Genomic DNA, 18,001 nt, shown 5'->3' with positions numbered 1-18,001 from the left:
ACTGCCCCCATGCCCCTTCGAGTCGATGAAAGCAATCCCGAGCAAAAAGTGTGTTTTTTCGCTGTCGAGAATGGCGAGGAAATTCGCATTTGCGACACCCTGGAGGTCAGGACCGATAGCGAGAAAGCCATGTCGTTCGTTGAAATAGAAGGTCGGCGCATTTACATCACCGAAGCAGAAGCCGACGCATTGACCGTCGCAGGCGCCAAGGACGGTCGCAAGCACCTGAAGGCTGACGAGAGTGATTCGGTGATTTGACTGACCCTGATCAACACCCGGTGCAAACGTCTGCGATAGGCGTTTGCGCCTTTGTCGGCGGGCTGCTTCAAGTTGTCGCAGGCACGCTTGAAAAGCGCATCTGATCCGCTTTTTATTCAAATAGCTGAGTCTGTTATGCAAACAGATCGACGCTCATAGTTCATTCGCCTGATGGAGGCTGATGAGCGAATGACCATGAGCGAACAAATCCCCGTCCGAACCGTAGAAGCAACGCCAACCATAAAAAGTGTGCCTGGTCGCCCAATGAAGGCGAAGGCCGGCTCCACCGACAATCACATCCACACCCGCAGTTTCACCGGCCTGTTCCGCACCCTGCGCATGAGCGGCGCGGGGTTTCTGTTTTTGCTGTTCTTCGGCACCGTGTGGCTCAACTGGGGCGGCCGTCAGGCGGTGTTGTGGGACCTTGCCGAAAGCAAGTTCCACATCTTCGGCGCGACCTTTTGGCCACAGGATTTCATTCTGCTCTCGGCACTGCTGATCATTGCCGCGTTCGGTCTGTTCGCCATCACCGTGTTCGCCGGCCGGGTCTGGTGCGGCTATACCTGCCCGCAGAGTTCCTGGACGTGGATCTTCATGTGGTGCGAGAAAATCACCGAAGGCGAACGCAATCAGCGGATCAAACTGCAAGCGGCGCCGTGGGGCCTGAACAAACTGGCCCGGCGTGCGGCCAAGCACACCTTGTGGTTGGCAATCAGCGTGATGACCGGGCTGACCTTCGTCGGTTATTTCACGCCGATCCGCCCGCTGGCCGAAGAACTGTTCACCCTGCAAATCGGCGGGGTCAGCCTGTTCTGGGTACTGTTTTTCACCGCCGCCACCTACATCAATGCCGGTTGGTTGCGCGAAGCCGTGTGCATGCACATGTGCCCGTATGCGCGGTTCCAGAGCGTGATGTTCGACAAAGACACTCTGGCGATTTCCTATGACGTGGCCCGGGGCGAAAACCGTGGCCCGCGCAAACGCGACGTAAAGCCTGCCGAAGCCGGCCTGGGCGATTGCATCGACTGCCAGTTGTGCGTGCAGGTCTGCCCGACCGGCATTGATATCCGCGACGGCCTGCAGATGGAATGCATCGGTTGCGCAGCGTGCATCGACGCCTGCGACTCGATCATGGACAAAATGAACTACCCGCGCGGCCTGATCCGCTACAGTTCCGAACGCGAATTGCAGGGTGGCAAGACCCATCTGCTGCGACCACGACTGGTGGGTTACGTCGTCGTGCTGGTGGCGATGACCGGTGCACTCGCGCTGGCCTTGGTCGAACGGCCGATGGTCTCGCTGGACGTGACCAAGGACCGTGGGCTGTTCCGCGAGAACGGTCAGGGCCAGATCGAGAACATCTACACCCTCAAGGTGATCAACAAGACCCAACAGCGTCAGGACTACAACCTGAGCCTGGTCAATGGCGACGGCTTCCAGTTGCAGGGCAAGACCGAACTGAGCCTGGCACCGGGGGAGATTGTCGATGTGCCGGTGTCGGTGGCAATGACCACGGAACGCCCGGCCAGCAGCTCGCAGACCTTGAGTTTCAAGATTGCCGACAGCGACGAACCTGCGATTTATAGCGTAGCGAAAAGCAGGTTTGTGGCGCCGATGAATCGCTGATCCCTTAGACTGCGGCGCGGCCATTCGCGAGCAGGCTCGCTCCCACAGGTGAGCATATTCCAATGTGGGAGCGAGCCTGCTCGCGAATGAAGGCGACGCGGTCTTCCAGAATGAACCCAACCCGGACCCATGATGAAACGCTACGAAAAATTCGCCGACGACATCGCTGAACTGATCCGCTCTGGCGTCCTCGGCCCCGGGCAACGGGTGCCATCGGTGCGCTATGCCAGCCAGACTTACGGGGTCAGTCCGTCCACGGTGTTCCAGGCCTATTACCTGCTGGAACGTCGCGGTCTGATCCGCGCCCGGCCGCGCTCCGGCTACTTCGTCAACACCCATGCACCGAGCCCGTTTTCGGAGCCGGTGATCAGCAGCCACGTCAACGACTCCACTGAAGTCGACGTCAGCGAACTGGTGTTCTCGGTGCTGGAATCGATCAAGGACCCGAGCACCGTGCCGTTCGGCTCGGCGTTCCCCAGCCCGACCCTGTTCCCGCTGCAGCGCCTGTCGCGCTCACTGGCCAGTGCGGCGCGGGAGATGGACCCGCGCATGGTGGTCACCGACATGTCGCCGGGCAACCCGCAACTGCGTCGGCAAATCGCCCTGCGCTACATGGTCGGCGGGCTGATGCTGCCGATGGAAGAGCTGCTGATCACCAACGGTGCCCTTGAAGCGCTGAACCTGTGCCTGCAAGCGGTGACCGAGCCGGGTGATCTGGTGGCCATCGAAGCCCCGGCGTTCTACGCCAGCCTGCAAGTGCTGGAGCGTTTGAAACTCAAGGCCGTGGAAATCCCCGTGCACCCGCGTGACGGCATCGACCTCGGCGTCCTCGCGCAGACCCTGGAACGCCATCCGATCAAGGCCTGCTGGTGCATGACCAGTTTCCAGAACCCGATGGGCGCAACCATGCCCGAGGCGAAGAAACAGGAATTGGTCGAACTGCTGCGCCGGCATCAGGTGCCGCTGATCGAAGACGATGTCTACGCCGAACTCTATTACGGCCAGCAAGCACCGAAACCGGCCAAAGCCTTCGACACCGAAGGGCTGGTGATGCACTGCGGCTCGTTTGCCAAGAGCCTGGCCCCCGGCTACCGCATTGGCTGGGTTGCCGCAGGGCGCTACGCGCAGAAAATCGAACGACTGAAACTGATGACCTCGCTGTGCGCCTCGATGCCAGCGCAAGCGGCGATCGCCGACTACCTGCAGCACGGCGGCTACGATCGCCACCTGCGCAAACTGCGCTATGCCCTGGAAGAACAGCAAAGCGCGATGCTCGCAGCGATCGCCCGTTACTTCCCGGCGCAGACGCGGGTCAGCCAGCCGGCGGGCGGCTACTTTTTGTGGCTGGAATTGCCGCCGCAGATGGATTCGCTGAAGTTGTTTCAAATGGCATTGGCGCAGGGGATCAGCATTGCCCCGGGGCCGATTTTCTCGCCGACCCAGCGCTTCAGGAACTGCATTCGCTTGAATTACGGCAGCCCGTGGACCGAGGACTCGGAAAAGGCGATGGAGACGTTGGGGCGGATCGTGCGGTCGTTCTGACCGTTCGATGTTCCCACTAATGACGCCTTCGCGAGCAAGCCCGCTCCCACAGTAGACCGCATTCCATCTTGAAAAACTCGGTGGACTGTGGGAGCGGGCTTGCTCGCGAAGAGGCCGGATCAGGCAATACAACTACCGAAGATCAACGACCACCTCCCAGATCAACAAACGTCCCCGTCGCATAAGAAGCCTTGTCCGACAACAACCAGACAATCGCCTCCGCCACCTCATCCGGCCGCCCGCCACGGGCCATCGGAATCGCCGACTCCAATTTGCTGACCCGATCCGGATCGCCGCTCAAAGCGTGGAAATCGGTGTAGATGTAGCCCGGACGCACCGCGTTGACCCGAATCCCCTCGCCCGCCACTTCCTTGGACAGACCGATGGTGAAGCTGTCGAGCGCGCCTTTGGACGCCGCGTAATCGACATACTCATTCGGTGAGCCCAGGCGTGACGCCACCGACGACACGTTGACGATGCTGCCGCCCTGCCCGCCGTGCTTGGGCGACATGCGCAGGATCGCGTGCTTGGCACAGAGGATCGGCGCCAGGACATTGGTTTTCATGATTTTGAGAATGCGGAATTCGGACATTTCATCGACCCGCGATTTGTGCCCGACGGTGCCGGCGTTGTTCACCAGCGCGGTGACCCGCCCCAACTCGGTGTCGACCCGGTGAAACAGTGCGATCACTTCGTCTTCGATGCTGACATCGGCGCGCACCGCAATGGCGTGCGCCCCCAGCGCCCGCACTTGCTCCAGCACGCTTTGCGCGGCCTGCTCGTCTTGCTGGTAGTTGATGCAAATCCGATAGCCTTGCTCGGCAGCCAACAACGCCGTAGCCGCGCCGATTCCGCGCCCGCCACCGGTGATCACAATGACTTTATCCATGCTGGCCCTTCCCCCAAATGCACACGTAACAGTCGGGGGGAAGAATAACCGCCATTGGATGGTTTTGCATGGTGTCTGATCACTGCCACATCGATATCAGAGCGCCGCCTGCTGCGCACTGACGATGCTCTGCATGAAGCGATCCGCCGGCATCGGATGCCCCAGCAGATAGCCCTGCAACGAATCACAGCCCAGTTTCGTGAGGAAATCCTGCTGCACACCGGTCTCCACGCCTTCGGCGACGATCCGCAAACCCAGCGCCTGACCCAACGCGACAATCGCCGAGACAATCGCCGCGTCATCACTGTCATGCTCAAGATCGCGGACAAAACCGCGGTCGATCTTCAACTCGTTGGCCGGCAAGCGTTTGAGGTACATCAAACTCGAATAGCCGGTGCCGAAATCGTCGATCGACAGATCAACGCCCATGTCCGACAGCTCCTGCAACACCGTCATGCTCGCATCGGCGTCGCTCATGGCCGTGGTTTCGGTGATTTCCAGGGTCAGGCTGTTGGCCGGCAAATGGTGCGTCGCCAGCGCCTTCGCCACGCTCTGCACCAATCCCGCGTGGCAAAACTGCAACGCCGAGAGGTTCACCGCGATACGCCAATCGGTGTAACCCAGCACGTACCATTCGCGCATCTGCCGGCAGGCCTCATTGAGCACCCACTCGCCGATGGCGATGATCACGCCGGTCTTCTCCGCCAGATCGATGAACTTGTCCGGCAGCAACATGCCTTGGGTCGGGTGCTGCCAGCGCAGCAACGCTTCGGCGCCGACCGGACGGCCATTGGCGGCATCGAACTTGGGCTGGTAATGCAGGCTGAACTGATTGTGCTCCAGCGCGGCGCGCAGATCCTGCAACAGTTGCAGTTGCTTGCGGGCGTTGTTGTTCATCGAGGCGTCGAAGAAGCTGTAGCCGTTTTTGCCGCCACCCTTGGCGTGATACATCGCTGCGTCGGCATTCATCAACAGTTCCTGGGCGCTGTGACCATTGCCCGGGTACAGGGCAATGCCGACGCTGGCGGAAATCTGCAGGTCATGGTCGGCCACGCGGAACGACCGGGCGATCAAGCCGACCTGGCGGGCCGCCAGGCTCAGGGCATCGTTGGGCTCGGTCAGGCGCACCAGCAGGACGAACTCATCGCCACCGATCCGCGCCAGCGTGTCCTGGCTGCGCAAGTCTTCGCGCAGACGCACCCCGACTTCGCGCAGCAACTGGTCACCCATGTGGTGGCCAAACGCATCGTTGACCGGTTTGAAACCATCCAGATCGATGAACATCAGCGCAAAACACCCGCCCTGCTCCTCGACCTTTTTCATCGCCTGATTGATCCGGTCGTCCAGCAGCATGCGGTTCGGCAGGCCGGTCAGGGTGTCGTGCAGCGCCAGTTGCGTCAGCTCGCGGTTGGCCAGGGTCAGCGAATGCGCCAGATCGGCAGTGCGCGCTTCGAGGCGGGCATCGAGAATCGAGGTCAGCAAGGCAATCGACAGCACCGCCAGCGTGGTGATCAGCACCAGACTGTCGAGGCCGTTGCCCTTGAGCCCGTTGAGCGTCGCGCCACAAAAACTGCCATCGGCAAACCGCGCGGCGGCCATGCCGGTGTAATGCATGCCGACAATCGCAATGCCCATGATCACCGCCGCGCCGCCACGGATCAGGCGCACATAAGGCGAGTGCTGGCGCAGGCGAAAGGCGATCCATAACGCCGCCGCCGAAGCGCCGACCGCGATCAGCAATGAGGCGCCGAACAGCGTCGGGTCGTAATCGATCCCCGGGGTCATGCGCAGCGCTGCCATGCCGGTGTAATGCATGGCACTGATCCCGGCGCCCATGATCAACGCACCGAAAGCCAGTTGCAGAACCGGCAGTTTCGGCTGGCTGACCAGCCACAAGGCAAACCCGCAGGACAGCACTGCAATCAGCAGCGACAGTGCGGTAATCGTGGTGTCGTAGCCCAGGTCGATCGGCAGCTTGAACGCGAGCATGCCGATGAAATGCATCGACCACACGCCGACGCCCATCGCCAGCGCGCCGCCCGCCGTCCAGAAATGCACCGCGCGCCCACGGGCGGTGGCGATGCGCCCGGTCAGATCGAGCGCTGTATACGACGCCAGAATCGCCACGCACAGCGAAATGAAAACCAGAGTGAAGGAATAATTACCGATGAGCATGGGGATTCTCGCAACCACCCGCGCCGTACTGCGTCCATTCTCGGCCGGGCAAATGCGGCGATTGTACTGATTGCGCAGAAGAACGCACTGACAAAGTAAGCATTTTGCCATCAACCCGATGAAACGCTTGTTTGATCGTTCTGCAAGGCTCTGGCCCGGGCCTTGTCCCGACGTTTTGTGCAACTTGCAAGATCAATGTGGGAGCCAGCCTGTTCGCGAAAAAGCCGTCAGGTTCAACGCAGATGTCGACTGAACTGACGCCTTCGCGAGCAGGTTCGCTCCCACAGATATTGCGTTACCGCAGATCAGCGATTGTCGCTGACGTCGAGTTGTCCATCCCAGCCACCGCCCAGCGCGGCAATCAATTGCACGCTGGCAATCAAGCGGCTCTGCAGAATATTGAGCACCGTGCGTTCGTTGTTCAGCGCAGTGGCTTGTACCACCACCACATCGATGTAGGCGATCAATCCGGCCTTGTACTGGTTCTGGGTCAGGCGCAACGAATCGCGCGCGGCATCCAGCGCTTCCTGACGCACCGCCGCTTCGTCTTCATACACCTTCAATTGCACCAGATAGTTTTCCACCTCACGGAAGCCGTCGAGCACAGTCTGGCGGTACTTGGCGACAGTCTGGTCATACACCGCTTCGGTGCGATCGACTTCGGCCGAGCGAATACCACCGTCGAAGATCGGCAAGTCCAGTTTCGGGCCGACCGACCAGAAGCGGTTGGGCAGGCTGAACAGGTCTTTCGAGGTGCTGCTGCTGTAGCCGCCGCTCATGCTCAGGGTCAAGTCCGGGTAGTACGCAGCCTTCGCCACGCCAATATTGGCGTTGGCGGCGATCACCGAGCGCTCGGCCGAGGCGATGTCCGGACGCCGCTCCAGCAGTTGCGACGGCAAGCTCAGGGGAATCTGCGGCAGATTCGGAATGTTCTGCGTCTCAGCGATGCTGAACTCGGCCGGCGCCTGTCCGGTCAGTACCGCGATAGCGTTTTCGAACTGCGCGCGCTGCCAGATCAGATCGACCAGATCGCCTTGAGTACTTTTCAACTGGGTCTGCGCCTGGGCCACCGCATCACGCCCGGAGATCCCGGCGCGGTACTGGTTCTGGGTCATTTGCAGCGATTTCTCGTACGCCGCCACCGTCGATTCAAGCAAGCGCTTCTGTTGATCGATGACGCGCAACTGCAGGTAGTTCTGCACCAGGTCCGATTGCTGGCTCAGGCGCATCGCCGCCAGATCGGCAAAGCTTGCCTGGGCGCTGGCTTCGTTGGCTTCAAGCCCACGGCGCAGCTTGCCCCAGACGTCCGCTTCCCAACTGACGCCCAATTGCGCGTTATAGGTGTCGCGAATCCCGCTGGAGGAGCTGCTCAGGCTGGAACTGCTGCTGCCGGTGCCCTGGCTGGAGCGGGTCTTGCCCACACTCAGGTCGACATTCGGGTAGAACGCCCCGCGGGCACTGCGCACCAGGGCCTGGGCCTGGCGGTACTGGGCTTCGGACTGGGCGACGGTCTGGTTGGCGTTGTTGAGCCTCGCGACCAGAGCGTTGAGTTGCTGATCACCATACAGCTCCCACCAGGCGCCGCGGGCCAGTGAGTCACTGGGGTTGGCCTGACGCCAGCCCTTGGCTTCCTTGTATTGCGCGACGTCAGCGGTCTGCGGACGCTGATAGTCCGGGCCGACAGCGCAGGCACTGAGCATCGCCACGCACAGCGACAGGCTCAACAAACGCGAGCCCCGGACAGTGGCCAGATTGATAAGCGAACGGTCAGTCATAGCGGAGTTTCCAGAGCGGCGTCAGTACGCACGCCACGCCACTTGTTGAAGCGGTGGCGCAGCTTGTCGAGATAGAGGTAAACCACCGGAGTGGTGTAAAGGGTCAACACCTGGCTGAAGATCAGCCCGCCGATGATGGTCAGGCCCAGCGGCTGACGCATTTCCGCGCCCTCGGCGCGACTCAGCAGCAACGGCAAGGCGCCGAGGATCGCCGCCAGGGTAGTCATCAGAATCGGTCGCAGCCGTTGCAGACAGGCGCTGCGGATCGACTCCAGTGGCGACAGGCCCTGATGACGCTCCAGTTGCAGCGCCAGGTCGATCATCAGGATCGCGTTTTTCTTCACCACCCCGATCAACAGGAACAACCCGAGCAACGAGATCAGGCTGAACTCGCCGCCCAGTGCATAGATCGACAGCAACGCGCCGACCCCGGCCGATGGCAACGTCGACAGAATCGTCAGCGGGTGAATGTAGCTTTCATACAGCACCCCAAGCACCAGATACACCGCCAGCAGCGCACCGAGGATCATGAACGGCTGGCTCTTCTGGGTCGCGGCAAAGGCGTCGGCGGTACCGGCCATTTTCGCGATCACGTCTTCCGGCAAACCAACCTTGGCAATCGCCCGCTCGATCGCCGCGCTGCCCTGCTCCACCGTCACCCCTTCGGCCATGTCGAAGGCAATGCTTTCGGAGGCGAACTGGCCTTCGTGGCTGACCCGGTCGTCTTCCAGGCTGTTTTCGTAGTGGGCGATGGTCGACAACGGAATCCGTGCACCGTCAGCGGTAATCACGTGCACCTGGTTGAGGGTCACCGGATCCTGCGCGTACTTCGGATTGACCTCCATCACCACCTGATACTGGTTGAGGCTGTCGTAGATGGTCGAGATCTGCCGCTGGCTGTAGGCGTTGTTCAGCACTGCCGTGACCATGTTCATGTCGACCCCGAGGCGCTTGGCCTGATCGCGGTCGACAATCAGCGTCACCTGCTGCGCACCGCGCCCTTCACGGGCATCGATGGCCGTCAGCTCAGGCAGTGCGCGCAATGCAGCGACGACTTTCGGGTACCACTCGCGCAACGCCCCCAGATCACCGCTTTGCAGGATGTAGCTGTATTGCGAGGTGGTCTGCTCGCGACCACCGCCGAACTGCAGGTCCTGGTCTGCCATCAGCATCAGTTGAGCACCGGGAACCTTGGGCATTTCCTTGCGCAGACGCTCGATGACCTTCTGTGCCGAGAGGTTGCGTTCCTTGATCGGTTTCAGGCGTACCAGCATGAAGGCATTGTTGGTGCCGTTGGTGCCACCGATGAACCCGGCCACGCTCTCGACCGCTTCGTCCTTGAGCACGGCGCGGCGGAAGGTTTCCATTTTCGGCTGCATCACGCTGAACGACAGGCCGTCGTCGCCGCGCACGAAACCGATCAACTGGCCGGTGTCCTGCTGCGGCATGAATGTCTTGGGCACCACCACGTACAGCGCGACGTTGACCCCGACCGTGATGATCAGGCTGAGCAAGGTGAGACGTCGATGGCGCAACACCCAGTCGAGGCTGGTGGCGTACTTGCCGACCATCCAGTCATTGGTCTTGCGACTCCAGCGTTGCAGGCGGTTTTCCTGCCCGGGCGTGTGCGGCTTGAGCCAGCGTGCGCAGAGCATCGGCGTCAGGGTCAGCGAGACCACCAGCGACACCACGATCGCCGCCGCCAGGGTGATGGAGAATTCGCGGAACAGGCTCTCGACAATCCCGCCCATGAACAGAATCGACAGGAACACCGCCACCAGCGACACGTTCATCGACAGCAAGGTGAAACCGACTTCCTTGGCCCCGAGATACGCAGCCTTCATCGGTTTGATGCCGTCGTCGATGTGCCGGGAGATGTTCTCCAGCACCACAATGGCATCGTCCACCACCAGTCCGGTGGCCAGAATCAGCGCCATCAGCGACAGGTTGTTCAGCGAAAAGCCATACAGGTACATCACCGCGAAGGTGCCGACCAGCGACACCGGCACCGCCAGCGTCGGAATCAGCGAAGCACGGAAGTTACCGAGAAACAGGAACACCACCAGAATCACCAGCGCCACGGCGATCAGCAGAGTCATTTCAGCTTCGTGCAGGGTGGCCTTGATCACCGGCGAACGGTCCATCGCCAGATTCAGCTTCACGCTGGCCGGCAGCACCGCTTGCAGGGCTGGCAACTGCGCCTTGATCTCGTTGACCGTCTCGATGATGTTGGCGCCGGCCTGGCGGTTGATCACCAGCAGCACCGCCGCGTCATCGTTGAAGAAGCCGCTGTTGTAACGGTCCTCGACGCCGTCGCTGACCTTTGCCACGTCTTTCAGACGCAGGGCCGCGCCGTTGTTGTAGTGGATGATCAGCGATTCGTAATCCTTGGCCTTCTCCAACTGGTCGTTGGCCTGGATCTGCCACAGGCGCTCGCCGTCTTCGACCGAGCCCTTGGGCCGGCGCACGTTGGCCCCGGCAATGGTCTTGCGTACATCGTCGAGGGCCACGCCGTACTGATTCAGCGCCTGCGGTTCGAGTTCGATACGTACCGCCGGCAGCGAACTGCCACCGATCTGCACTTCACCCACGCCCTGCACCTGGGACAGGCTCTGGGACAGAATGGTCGAAGCCAGATCATAGAGCTGGCCTTTTTCCAGCACATCCGAAGTCAGCGACAGCACCATGATCGGCGCCTGCGACGGGTTGACCTTCTTGTAGGTCGGCATGCTGCGCATCCCGCTCGGCAACAGGTTGCGCGAAGCGTTGATCGCCGCCTGCACCTCGCGCGCGGCGCCGTTGATGTCGCGGTCGAGGTCGAATTGCAGAATGACCCGGGTCGAACCCTGGCTGGAGCGGCTGCTCATGGTGTTGACGCCGGCAATCGCACCGAACGAGCGTTCCAGCGGCGTGGCCACCGTGGACGCCATTACCTCGGGACTGGCGCCGGGCAGACTGGCCTGAACCACGATCACCGGGAAATCCATTTGTGGCAGCGGTGACACTGGCAACAGACCGAAGCTGACGCCACCCAGCAGCATGATCGCCAGGCTCAGAAGCATCGTCGCGACCGGGCGCTTGATGAAAGGACCGGAGAGGTTCATTGACCGCAATCCCCAGCATCACACCGACCCAATGTGGGAGCGGGCTTGCTCGCGAATGCAATGTGACATTCAACATTGATAGCGACTGATCCAGCGCGTTCGCGAGCAAGTCCGCTCCCACAAGGGGTATGGGTCCAGACAGTCATACCGCCACCTCATCAGGGTCGGCATTGGTCTTGCCAAAACGCCGGCCCAGGCGGTCGAAATACAGGTAGATCACCGGTGTGGTGAACAGGGTCAACACCTGGCTCACCAGCAAACCGCCGACCATCACCAGACCCAGTGGCTGTCGCAACTCAGCCCCGGAACCGGTGGCGAGCATCAACGGCACCGCGCCGAACAGCGCGGCCAGAGTAGTCATCAGGATCGGCCGGAAGCGCAGCAGCGCCGCCTGATAGATCGCCTGTTCCGGCGCCATGCCCTGAGTGCGTTCGGCGTCGAGGGCGAAGTCGATCATCATGATCGCGTTCTTCTTGACGATACCGATCAGCAGGATGATGCCGATGATCGCGATCATGCCCAGGTCATTACCGCTGAGCAGCAAGGCGAGCAAGGCGCCGACCGCCGCCGACGGCAAGGTCGACAGGATGGTGATCGGGTGAATGTAACTCTCGTAGAGCACGCCGAGCACGATGTACATGGTCACCACCGCCGCCAGAATCAGCAGCAAGGTGCTCGACAGCGAGGCCTGGAACGCTTCGGCTGCGCCCTGGAACTGGGTCTGCACGCCAATCGGCATGCCGATGTCCTTCTGCACCTGATCGATGATGTCCACCGCGTGCCCCAACGCCACACCGGGTGCGAGGTTGAACGACATCATCACCGCCGGGAACTGGCCGATGTGGGTGATCGCCAGTTGCGCCTGACGCTCCTCGACGTGGGCCAGACTCGACAGGCGAACCTGTGCGCCGTCAGTGGTCTTGACGTGAATCTGGTCCAGCGCCGCCGGCCCGATCGTCTCCCCGGCCTGCGCCTGCAGCACCACACGGTACTGGCTGGCCTGGGTGTAAATGGTCGAGATCTGTCGCTGACCAAAGGCGTCGTACAGCGCGTCGGTGATGTTCTGCACCGAAACACCGAGGCGCGAAGCCGCATCGCGATCGATCACCAGATAGACCTGCAGGCCCTTGTCCTGCAAGTCGCTGGCGACGTCGGTCAGTTCCGCACGCTGGGCCAACGCCTCGACCAGACGCCCGCTCCACTGGCTGAGCAGTTCGGCATCCGGTGACGACATGCTGAATTGGTACTGGGTACGGCTGACTCGGTCTTCGATGGTCAGGTCCTGCACCGGCTGCATGAACAGGCGGATGCCGACCAGTTTGTCCAGTCGTGGCTGCAGACGCGCGATCACCTGGGTAGCGCTCAGGTCACGCTGGCCGTGGGGCTTGAGATTGATCAGCAGGCGGCCGCTGTTGAGCGTGGCATTGTCGCCATCGACGCCGATGTAGGACGAAAGGCTCTCCACTGCCGGATCCTGCAGAATCACTTTGGCCAGCGCCTGCTGACGCTCGCCCATGGCGGCAAAGGAGATCGACTGCGGTGCCTCGGATATGCCCTGGATCACCCCGGTGTCCTGCACGGGGAAGAAGCCCTTAGGCACCACCATGTACAGGAACACAGTCAGCGCCAGCGTGCCGATGGCCACCAGCAGGGTCAGCGGCTGGTGCTTGAGTACCCACTGCAGCTTGCGCCCGTAAGCGGCGATCATCCAGTCGATGAAGGCACCGCTGGCCCGGTAGAAACGACCCTGCTCGTGGACTTCCGGCTCACGCTTGAGCAGTCGCGCGCACATCATCGGGGTCAACGTCAGCGAGACCACCAGGGAAATCAGGATCGCCACCGCCAGCGTGATGGCGAACTCGCGGAACAGCCGCCCGACCACGTCGGCCATGAACAGCAGCGGAATCAGTACCGCGATCAGCGACAGAGTCAGGGAAATCAGGGTGAAGCCGATCTGCTTGGCGCCCTTGAGCGCGGCCTGCATCGGGCTGTCGCCCTCTTCGATGAAGCGCGCGATGTTTTCCAGCATCACGATCGCGTCATCGACCACGAAACCGGTGGCGATGGTCAGCGCCATCAGGGTCAGGTTGTTGACCGAGAACCCGGCCAGGTACATCACGCCAAAGGTACCGATCAGCGACAGCGGCACCGCCACGGACGGAATGATCGTGGCACTGGCGCGACGCAGGAACAGGAACGTCACCATCACCACCAGCGCGATGGCGATCAGCAGTTCGTGCTGCACGTCGGTGACCGAGGCGCGGATGGTCTGGGTACGGTCGGTGAGCACGGTGACGTCGAGGCCGGCCGGCAGGTTGTCAGTGATGCTCGGCAAAAGCGCCTTGATCCGGTCGACCACTTCAATCACGTTGGCGCCTGGCTGCCGCTGGATGTTCAGCAGCACCGCCTGATTTTCGTTGGCCCAGGCGGCCAGACGCTCGTTTTCGGCGCCGTCGACGATTTGCGCCACATCCTTGAGCCGCAACGGCGCGCCGTTCTTGTAGGCGAGGATCAGGTTGGCGTAGTCCTTGGGCGAGGTCAGCTGGTCGTTGGCATCGAGCATCGAGACCCGGGTCGGGCCGTCGAAGTTACCCTTGGGCTGATTGACGTTGGACGCGCCGATCAGGGTGCGCACGTCTTCCAGGTTCAGGCTGTTGGCCGCCAGCGCCTCAGGGTTGACCTTGATTCGCACCGCCTGACGCTGGCCGCCGGCAATGCTGACCATGCCGACGCCACTGATCTGGGCGATTTTCTGCGCCATGCGCGTGTCGACCAGGTCATTGAGCTTGGGCAGCAACATGGTTTTCGAGGTGATTGCCAGGGTCAGCACCGGGGTGTCCGCCGGGTTGACCTTGTTGTACACCGGCGGCGCCGGCAAGTCGGTCGGCAGCAGGTTGGTCGCGGCATTTATCGCGGCCTGCACCTGCTGTTCGGCGACGTCCATGTTGATGTCGAGGCTGAAACGCAGGGTCAGTACCGAAGCACCGCCGGAACTGGTCGAAGCCATTTGCGTCAAGCCCGGCATCTGCCCGAACTGGCGTTCGAGCGGTGCGGTCACGGCGCTGGTCATTACGTCCGGGCTGGCGCCGGGGTACAGGGTCATGACGCGGATGGTCGGGTAATCGACCTGCGGCAATGCCGATACCGGCAGCAGCCGATAGGCAATCAGGCCGGCCAGGACAATGGCCAGCATGCTCAGGGTGGTGGCTACCGGACGGAGGATGAACAGCCGCGAAATGTTCATGCGCCCTTCTTGGCCTTGTCAGTCGCAGCGGCGTCTGGCGCGTTGGCAGCGGGTTTGCCCTGCAGGTGCCCGGTTGGAGTGGTTGGCACGTCATTGCTGTCGTTGACCACTTCCACCTCACTGCCCTCTTTCAGGCGGTCGGTACCTTCGAGCACCACGCGGTCGCCCGCCGCGAGGCCTTCGGTAATCACGGTGTTATTGCCGTCACTCGCACCGATTTTCAGCTGGCGGATGGTGACCTTCTTGTCGCCGTCCAGCGCGTAGACGAAAGTGCCGTTGGTGCCGAACTGAATCGCCGCCGACGGCGCCAGCACGACACTTTTCAGCGTGTCAGCCAGCAGGTGGACGTTGACGAACTGGTTGGGAAACAGCGATTGATCGCGGTTGTCGTAACGGGCCTTGAATTTCAGGGTGCCGGTAGCAACGTCGATCTGGTTGTCGAGGCTTTGCAGCACGCCGCTGGCCTGGATTTTGGTATCGCCGCGATCCCATGCCTCGGCCGGCAGTTTGGCGCCGCTGTGGTAGCGGGCGAGCACGGTTTCGAGGCTGTTTTCCGGCAGGGTGAAGACCACGCTGATCGGTTGGGTCTGCGTGATCACCGCAAGGAACGTGGTGTCGTTGGCGGCGACCAGGTTGCCGACATCAAGCTGACGCAGGCCGACGCGACCGGCAATCGGGGCGCGGATCCTGGTGAATTCGAGATTGAGTTTGGCGTCGTTGACCGCCGCCTGATTGGTCTTGACCGTGCCCAGATACTGGCCGACCAGCGCTTCGGCGGTGTCCAGCGTCTGCTTGGCGATGCTGTCTTCCTTGTACAGGCCGCGATAACGCTCGACATCGACCTGAGCGTTTTTCAACTGTGCCTGATTTTGCAGCAAGGTGCCTTCGGCCTGCAGCAAGGCGTTCTGGTACGGACGTGGATCGATCTCTGCCAGCAGGTCGCCAGCCTTGACCATCTGCCCTTCCTCGAAATTGATCTTCACCAGTTCGCCGCCCACCCGGCTGCGCACGTTGATGGTGTTGAGCGCAGTCACCGTGCCCAGTGCCTTGTAATACAGCGGGAAGTCACCCGTGACTGCCGGGGCCACGCGCACCGGAATCGGCCCGGTGCCGCCACCGAAGCCTGGGCGCATCATCCCCGAACGTCCGGCATGGCCGTTCGCAGCCTTCTCACCGCCCTCCTTGTGGGCCGAACCGGCGGGCCAGAATTTCCAGCAGAGCACGGCGATGACCAACAGGACGAGCAGGCTGATCAGCCAGCGACGGGAGTTGCGAGGGGACGATTGCATGGAGTGATTAACCATTGGGCGCGTGGGCTTCTTTTACGGGAGGCTGAACGATAAGCACTGGCAGGGAATTAGCAAAGCAGCTTTACCGGCAATTTACCTTCAACTTACGTTTCAAGGTGTGAGGCAAAACACTGATACACAAATGAAAACGGCCTGGACAGGGCCAGGCCGTTAACAATTGTAAAAACGCTTATTTCAGTACGGCGAGTGCTGCTTCGTAGTTTGGCTCTTCAGCGATTTCCTTGACCAGTTCGCTGTGCAGCACGTTGTCGTTTTCGTCCAGCACAACGACCGCACGGGCGGTCAGGCCTTTCAGCGGACCGTCAGCGATGGCTACGCCGTAGTTCTGGATGAACTCGGTGCCGCGCAGGGTCGACAGGTTCTGCACGTTTTCCAGACCTTCGGCGCCGCAGAAGCGAGCCTGGGCAAACGGCAGGTCAGCCGAAATGCACAGCACCACGGTGTTGGCGATGTCGTTGGCCTGAGCGTTGAACTTGCGCACCGAAGTGGCGCAGGTCGGGGTGTCGACGCTTGGGAAGATGTTCAGCACTTTGCGCTTGCCGGCAAAGTCTTTCAGGGTGACGTCGGACAGATTGCCGGCAACCAGGGAAAAGGCTGGCGCCTTGGAACCGGCTTGTGGCAACTGGCCGTTGACTTGAACCGGGTTGCCCTTGAGGGTGACTTGAGCCATGACTTTAGTCCTTCTGAACGTGGTTATTGAGCATGCAAGAGGCAGAAGTTAACCACGAAATTGTCCGACGACCTATGCCCCGATTGAAATTGTTGGGTGCTCGCACAAAAAATTGTATACAACCCGCAAGAATCCCCTTGTAGGCGTGAGCCTGCTGCGATGGCCGCTCATCAGCCAACAATTCGGTGACTGACTTGACGCAATCGCGAGCAGGCTCACGCTTACAGGGGATTTGCGTTGTCATTTGAGCAATTGCAGCATGTTGCGGTGCCGCGCCTCGAAGATTCGCCGCATGTATGCGTCCACCAGCAGACGCTCGCTGAACCGGCCGCCAAACGCTGCATATGTCACCCGATCGGTATAAAGAGTACCGCCCTCACCCGCAGCCACCCGATGTTCATGACGAAAGGCACGCAGCGGCCCCTTGAGCATCTCATCGACAAAATGGCTGTTACCGACTTCGCGAATCACCACCGTCCAGTTTGATGGAATCAGGTTGAACATCCAGTGCCGAAAGCGAAACTGCCGCCCAGCCTCGATCCGCAGTTGATCCGGATCGATATCACCCAGTGGGGTGATGCGCTCAGGGAAGATCTTTGGAAAATTCTCCCCTTCAAGACAAAAGTCCAGCACCTGCGCCGGGGTACGATCGGGGATCAGCGTGGTCAGTTCCAGAACAGGCATCGCGGACACATTCCGTAGTGAGTAGGTACTTGTTAAAACGCCGGGCTGCATCTTTTATTTAACGACCCTGTCGATTCAAGCCTAGCCCGTTCGACTATGCAGTGAATCCCCCCAATACCCTGGAGCAACCGCCATGCGATTCATGATCCTTGTCAAAGCCAGCGCCGATTCCGAAGCCGGCATCATGCCCAGCGAAGAGTTGATCACCGCCATGGGTAATTTCAACGAAGAACTGGTCAAGGCCGGCATCCTCATCGACGCCGACGGCCTGCACCCCAGCAGCAAAGGCGCCCGCGTACGCTTCTCCGGCGACAAGCGCACCGTCATCGACGGGCCGTTCATTGAGACCAAGGAGTTGGTGGCCGGATACTGGATCTGGGAAGTAAAGTCGAAGGCAGAAGCCATCGAATGGGTCAAGCGCTGCCCCAACCCGATGCCGGGCGAGTCTGAAATCGAGATTCGCCAGATATTTTCCGCCGAAGACTTCGGCGCCGAGTTCACCCCCGAGGCACGGGCGCAGGAAGAACGGATTCGTGAGCAGGCGAAGAAAAACGTCTGACCTTGAAGCTCTTCGCTGAATTTGAGATCGCCATCGCGGGCGAGCCAGGCTGCCACAGGTCACCGATTTGTGGACAGCCCTCAGTCCTGTGGGAGCGGGCTTGCTCGCGAAGGCGGCGGATCAAACAACTGATGAGTTGAATGACACACCGCCTTCGCGAGCAAG

The 18,001-nt window shown here is 61.1% G+C and carries 12 protein-coding genes; 4 read left to right on the top strand and 8 right to left on the bottom strand.

Annotation, left to right across the window (positions count from 1 at the left end):
• Nucleotides 1-9 precede the first annotated feature (9 nt).
• From AC1UK9_RS13445 to mapR, 3 genes are all read left to right on the top strand, one after another.
• The gene (locus AC1UK9_RS13445; RefSeq protein WP_482580387.1) at nucleotides 10-258 is read left to right on the top strand and encodes a DUF3203 family protein; all 249 of its coding nucleotides are present in this window, start codon (nucleotides 10-12) and stop codon (nucleotides 256-258) included.
• A 195-nt stretch (nucleotides 259-453) separates the two neighbouring features.
• Nucleotides 454-1,884, top strand: a complete 1,431-nt coding sequence (gene ccoG, locus AC1UK9_RS13440) for a cytochrome c oxidase accessory protein CcoG (protein WP_482580385.1) — start codon at nucleotides 454-456, stop codon at nucleotides 1,882-1,884.
• A gap of 132 nt (nucleotides 1,885-2,016) precedes the next feature.
• A complete protein-coding gene (gene mapR / locus AC1UK9_RS13435) occupies nucleotides 2,017-3,426 on the top strand; it encodes a GntR family transcriptional regulator MpaR (protein WP_008087199.1) in 1,410 nt (469 codons plus the stop codon).
• A 142-nt stretch (nucleotides 3,427-3,568) separates the two neighbouring features.
• Here the strand turns inward: mapR and AC1UK9_RS13430 are convergent, their stop codons facing one another.
• From AC1UK9_RS13430 to AC1UK9_RS13395, 8 genes are all read right to left on the bottom strand, one after another.
• A complete protein-coding gene (locus tag AC1UK9_RS13430; RefSeq protein WP_025110006.1) occupies nucleotides 3,569-4,315 on the bottom strand; it encodes an SDR family oxidoreductase in 747 nt (248 codons plus the stop codon).
• A gap of 96 nt (nucleotides 4,316-4,411) precedes the next feature.
• Nucleotides 4,412-6,490 carry a putative bifunctional diguanylate cyclase/phosphodiesterase gene (locus AC1UK9_RS13425; protein ID WP_482580382.1) on the bottom strand — a complete coding sequence of 693 codons (2,079 nt, stop codon included), beginning with the start codon at nucleotides 6,488-6,490 and terminating at the stop codon, nucleotides 4,412-4,414.
• 305 nt (nucleotides 6,491-6,795) lie between these two features.
• A complete protein-coding gene (locus AC1UK9_RS13420) occupies nucleotides 6,796-8,265 on the bottom strand; it encodes an efflux transporter outer membrane subunit (protein ID WP_025110008.1) in 1,470 nt (489 codons plus the stop codon).
• Nucleotides 8,262-11,369 carry an efflux RND transporter permease subunit gene (locus AC1UK9_RS13415; RefSeq protein ID WP_025110009.1) on the bottom strand — a complete coding sequence of 1,036 codons (3,108 nt, stop codon included), beginning with the start codon at nucleotides 11,367-11,369 and terminating at the stop codon, nucleotides 8,262-8,264. Before AC1UK9_RS13415 ends, AC1UK9_RS13420 begins: the two co-directional genes overlap by 4 nt.
• Nucleotides 11,370-11,511: 142 nt before the next feature.
• The gene (locus AC1UK9_RS13410; protein ID WP_482580379.1) at nucleotides 11,512-14,613 is read right to left on the bottom strand and encodes an MdtB/MuxB family multidrug efflux RND transporter permease subunit; all 3,102 of its coding nucleotides are present in this window, start codon (nucleotides 14,611-14,613) and stop codon (nucleotides 11,512-11,514) included.
• Nucleotides 14,610-15,917 (bottom strand): MdtA/MuxA family multidrug efflux RND transporter periplasmic adaptor subunit, encoded by a 1,308-nt coding sequence (locus AC1UK9_RS13405; protein WP_025110011.1) that lies wholly within the window; start codon nucleotides 15,915-15,917, stop codon nucleotides 14,610-14,612. The genes AC1UK9_RS13410 and AC1UK9_RS13405 overlap by 4 nt, the downstream gene beginning before the upstream one ends.
• 175 nt (nucleotides 15,918-16,092) lie before the next feature.
• Entirely contained in the window at nucleotides 16,093-16,593 is a 501-nt protein-coding gene (gene tpx / locus AC1UK9_RS13400) for a thiol peroxidase (RefSeq protein ID WP_025110012.1), read from the bottom strand.
• A 240-nt stretch (nucleotides 16,594-16,833) separates the two neighbouring features.
• Nucleotides 16,834-17,277: an SRPBCC family protein gene (locus AC1UK9_RS13395; RefSeq protein WP_482580376.1), complete on the bottom strand. Its 444-nt coding sequence runs from the start codon at nucleotides 17,275-17,277 to the stop codon at nucleotides 16,834-16,836.
• A 133-nt stretch (nucleotides 17,278-17,410) separates the two neighbouring features.
• Between AC1UK9_RS13395 and AC1UK9_RS13390 the strand changes: the two genes are divergently transcribed.
• A complete protein-coding gene (locus tag AC1UK9_RS13390; RefSeq protein WP_482580374.1) occupies nucleotides 17,411-17,836 on the top strand; it encodes a YciI family protein in 426 nt (141 codons plus the stop codon).
• Nucleotides 17,837-18,001 lie beyond the last annotated feature (165 nt).

Source organism: Pseudomonas sp. AK-TSAG1-1 (assembly GCF_056821665.1).
Note: the sequence above shows the minus strand (reverse complement) of the source record. Positions and strands in the feature narration are given on the sequence as shown.